1 protein-coding gene is annotated in these 1,107 nt (G+C 46.6%); it reads left to right on the top strand.

Going from position 1 to position 1,107, the window contains the following annotated elements:
- Nucleotides 1-1,107 (top strand): beta strand repeat-containing protein (locus AC27FN_RS09875; RefSeq protein WP_487167811.1); only part of this gene is annotated, 1,107 nt, incomplete at both ends.

The following is a 1,107-nucleotide window of genomic DNA, read 5'->3' as shown; positions in this document are numbered from 1 at the left end:
TCGAACAATACTGGTGATAGCAACACGGGTAACTCGAACTCTGGCTCGAACAACACCGGTGACAGCAACACAGGTAATTCGAACTCGGGTTCAAACAACACCGGTGACAGTAATACTGGGAACAGTAACTCCGGCTCGAATAACACTGGTGATTCCAACACAGGTAATTCGAACTCGGGTTCAAACAACACCGGTGACAGCAATACAGGTAACTCGAACTCCGGCTCGAATAACACTGGTGATTCCAACACAGGTAATTCGAACAGTGGTTCGAACAATACTGGTGATAGCAACACAGGTAACTCGAACTCTGGCTCGAACAATACTGGTGATAGCAACACAGGTAACTCGAACTCTGGCTCGAATAACACTGGTGACAGCAATACGGGTAACTCAAACAGTGGTAATTCGAACAGTGGTTCGAACAACACCGGGAACTCAAACAGTGGTAATTCGAACAGTGGTTCGAACAATACTGGTGATAGCAACACAGGTAACTCGAACTCTGGCTCGAATAACACTGGTGACAGCAATACGGGTAACTCAAACAGTGGTAATTCGAACAGTGGTTCGAACAACACCGGGAACTCAAACAGTGGTAATTCGAACAGTGGTTCGAACAATACTGGTGATAGCAACACAGGTAACTCGAACTCTGGCTCGAATAACACCGGTGACAGCAACACAGGTAACTCGAACTCCGGCTCGAATAACACCGGTGATAGCAACACCGGGAACTCAAACAGTGGTAATTCGAACAGTGGTTCGAACAATACTGGTGATAGCAACACAGGTAACTCGAACTCGGGTTCAAACAACACCGGTGACAGCAACACAGGTAACTCAAACTCCGGCTCGAATAACACCGGTGATAGCAACACTGGGAACAGTAACTCAGGTTCAAATAACACTGGTGATTCCAACACAGGTAACTCGAACTCCGGTTCAAATAACGCTGGTGATTCCAACACGGGTAACTCGAACTCAGGTTCAAACAACACTGGTAACAACAACACCGGGAACTCAAACAGTGGTAATTCGAACAGTGGTTCGAACAATACTGGTGATAGCAACACAGGTAACTCGAACTCTGGCTCGAATAACACT

The organism is Furfurilactobacillus sp. W61-4 (assembly GCF_057545565.1).
This window is presented reverse-complemented; position numbering and strand designations above follow the sequence as displayed.